Annotated in this window: 3 protein-coding genes; 2 read left to right on the forward strand and 1 reads right to left on the reverse strand. The window is 73.4% G+C overall.

Translation table 11 applies throughout. The features are described 5' to 3' along the window. Positions 1-147: 147 nt before the first annotated feature. A complete protein-coding gene (locus ACFU5G_RS29690; protein ID WP_020013234.1) occupies positions 148-297 on the reverse strand; it encodes a hypothetical protein in 150 nt (49 codons plus the stop codon). A gap of 676 nt (positions 298-973) precedes the next feature. Between ACFU5G_RS29690 and ACFU5G_RS29695 the strand changes: the two genes are divergently transcribed. Then, positions 974-1603: an ArsR/SmtB family transcription factor gene (locus tag ACFU5G_RS29695; protein ID WP_377252710.1), complete on the forward strand. Its 630-nt coding sequence runs from the start codon at positions 974-976 to the stop codon at positions 1601-1603. Continuing rightward, the coding region (locus ACFU5G_RS29700) for an MFS transporter (protein WP_377252713.1) at positions 1600-2928 on the forward strand (1329 nt) is incomplete at its 3' end. The genes ACFU5G_RS29695 and ACFU5G_RS29700, both read left to right, overlap by 4 nt.

The raw sequence follows: 2928 nt of genomic DNA on the forward strand, positions 1-2928 counted from the left end.
GCGGCACAGGCCTGTGCCGACCTCGATGCAGGGTGCCGACGTCGTCGGGGGTGTAGGTCGGCTGGGTGCGCGAAGGCCCTTCCGCGGAACGACGGTGGTCGTCCGGGGAAGGGCCAGGATGTGCGCGTCAGGCCGGTGGCCGGCGGGTCAGATCAGGCGGAGCCGCTTGGTGCGCTTGGCCGTGCGGCGCTCGGGGCGCTCCCGCAGAGCGCGCTCCTGGGCACCGGCGACCTCCGCGCGGCGGGCGATCTCGGCGACCTGTGCGCGGCCGATGTAGTAGGCGGTCTGGGCATGCATGTCCGTGGTCCTTCCAGGGGTGGGGAGAGGTGACGGTCGCAGCGGGCGTGCTCCGGCCGGGTCGCGGCTGGTGCTCCTCAGTGTTTCCGTCGTGTTACATCATCCCAGATTCCGGAAATGCCGCGCAAGGCGGACAGGGGTGACGTGCAGCACCCTGGCGCAGGTCAGCGGCCTGCCGGGCGGTCCTGTCCGCACAAACAGCGAAGCAGAGCGTGTGCCAGGCACACGCTCTGCTTCGGGATGTCGGCGGCGCCGGTCGCCGGAGGAGCTCCGGCGGGCGCCGTACGGGTCATGCGGACCGCGCGCGCAGGGCGGCTGCCGGTGCGCGGTTGTCGGTCCGGTGTGCGGCGCGGGCCTCGGCCCTGCGTCGCTTCTGCTCCTCGCGGAGCTGACGGAAACGCCGGTTCTGCTCGGCGTCCCGGAGGCGGTCCCGGTGAAGGGTCTGCGCCAGGTCGTACTCGGTATGCACGTGAGTGCCTTTCGTGACGCTGGATTGCCGGTCTCCCGACAGAGGGTCTGGCCGGACCCTGTCCACCGCCCGGTATGGGACCGGACGGACGTCACCGCGGTGTGCCCTGAGCCTCCCAGGAGACGGCGGTACCGCGCACGGCTTTATTCGGGCGAAGTCGCTAAAGATTCCTTGCGCAAGTTCTCTTTAGCGTCCTACGCTCGGCGCATGCCCGAGCAGAAGCAGCCAGAGGTCCAGGGGTTCACGCGGCCGACGCCGCCGGAGGACGCCGTCATCTCGCAGACCGACGCCATCAAGGCGATGACGCACCCGCTGCGCATCCGGCTGCTCGGCCTGTTCCGTCCCGGGGTCGAGCTCACCGCCACCCAGTGCGCCGAGCGCACGGGGGAGTCGGTGGCGAGCTGCTCGTTCCACCTGCGCCAGCTCGAGAAGTACGGGCGCGTCGAGCGGGCCGAGGCGCACGGCAAGGAGCGTCCGTGGCGGGCCGTGAGCAGGGGGTTCAGCGTGCGCCCCGACATCGCCGACCCGGAGTCGTGGCCCGCCGCGCAGGCGTTCGGCAGCATGTTCGTGGCCGAGCAGTTCGCCGCCCTGCAGCGCTGGCTCGCCGACGCCGGCCGGGACGACCCGGCCTGGGTGTACGCCAGCACCCAGACGGCCCAGGAGTTCTGGGCGACGCGCGACGAGCTGGACGACCTCTCCCGGCGGCTGGAGGAGATCACCGCACCGTTCCGCGGCCGCGCGGTCGACCCGGACAAGCGGCCGGAGGGCGCGCGCCGCTCGCACCTGTTCGGCGCGGTCTGGGCCGAGATCCCGGAGCCGGAGGGCGAGGACGCATGACCACCACCAAGCCACCGGCGGCCGGCGACGACGCCGCCCAGGGCGACCCGGTCGCCGTCGGGCAGCGGGTTCCGGGCGACGCCGCGGAGCCCCCGCGGCCGGAGCCTGCCGACCCCGCCCGGCACCTGCGGACCCCGCTCTTCCGGACCCTCGTGGTGGGCTGGACGCTCGCGAACGTGGCGGACTCGCTGCTCACGCTGCTCATGGCGGTCTGGGTCGCGGACCTGACCGGCAGCGCCGCGCTCGGCGGCCTGACGTTCGCCCTGCTGGGCCTGCCCGCGCTCGCCTCGCCGTTCCTGGGCTACCTCGCGGACCGGGTCTCCCGGCGGCGCATGCTCGTGGTCGCCTACGTGGTGGGCGCGCTCGGGCTGGTGCCGCTGTTCTGGGTGACCCGGCCGGACCAGGTCTGGATCGTCTTCGCGGCCACGCTGGTCTACTCGGGGGTCGCGTACGTGACGGGCGCCTGCCAGTCGGGCCTGCTCAAGGACCTCGTGCCGAACGAGGCCCTGGGGCACGCCAACGGGCGCCTCTCGATGATCGACCAGGTGTTCCGTGTGGCCCTGCCGCTGGTCGGCGCCGCGGTCTACGCCCTGGTGGGCGTGGTGCCGCTGGTCGCGGTGGCCGTCGGCGGGTTCGTGGGGGCCGCCGTCGTGTTCCTGCTGGTGCGGGTCGCCGAGTCGCGGTTCGAGGGTGAGCCGGGCGAGTCGTACCTGGCCGCGACGACGGCCGGGTTCCGGCACCTGTTCGGCACCCAGCCGCTCGGCGGGATGACCTGGAACGCCCTGATCGTGTTCGGGTCGGTCGGTCTCGTGAACGCCGTCTCCTTCGCCGTGCTCGACGGGCTGGGGCTGCCCGCGGCCTGGCTCGGCCCGGTGACGGTGCTCCAGGGCGTGACCGGGTTCGTCGCCGGAGCGGTCACGCCGCGCCTCATGCTGCGGTACGGCCGGCCGCGGATCTACGCGGTGGGGATCATCGCCTCGGGCGTGGCGCTGGTGCCGCTCATGTTCAGCTGGGTGGTCCCCGCGATCGCGGCTCAGGCGCTGCTCGGCTTCGGGGTGACGTCCGCGGTCATAGCGTGGGTCACCGAGCGCCAGGTCCGGACGCCCGAACGGCTCCAGGGCCGGGTCGCCGCCGCCGGGCACCTGGTCGGCAACCTGCCGGGCACAGTGGTGACCGCCCTCGGCGCGGGGCTGCTCGCGTTCGTCGACTACCGCCTGCTGGTGCTGGCCAACGTGGTCGTGGTGGTCGGCGCGGGGCTGGTCGCGCTGCGCCTGCGCCGCACCCCCGACCCCGACGTGTCAGACGCTCAGGTCACCCGGGTGACC

Origin of the sequence: Promicromonospora sp. NPDC057488 (assembly GCF_042802395.1) — a bacterium.
In the GTDB taxonomy this organism is placed as follows: Bacteria; Actinomycetota; Actinomycetes; order Actinomycetales; family Cellulomonadaceae; genus Promicromonospora.

Bases quoted from the DNA above. Each gene is read 5' to 3' on its own strand.
- ACFU5G_RS29690 (WP_020013234.1), bottom strand. From the start codon at position 297: ATGCATGCCCAGACCGCCTACTACATCGGCCGCGCACAGGTCGCCGAG.
- ACFU5G_RS29695 (WP_377252710.1), top strand. From the start codon at position 974: ATGCCCGAGCAGAAGCAGCCAGAGGTCCAGGGGTTCACGCGGCCGACG.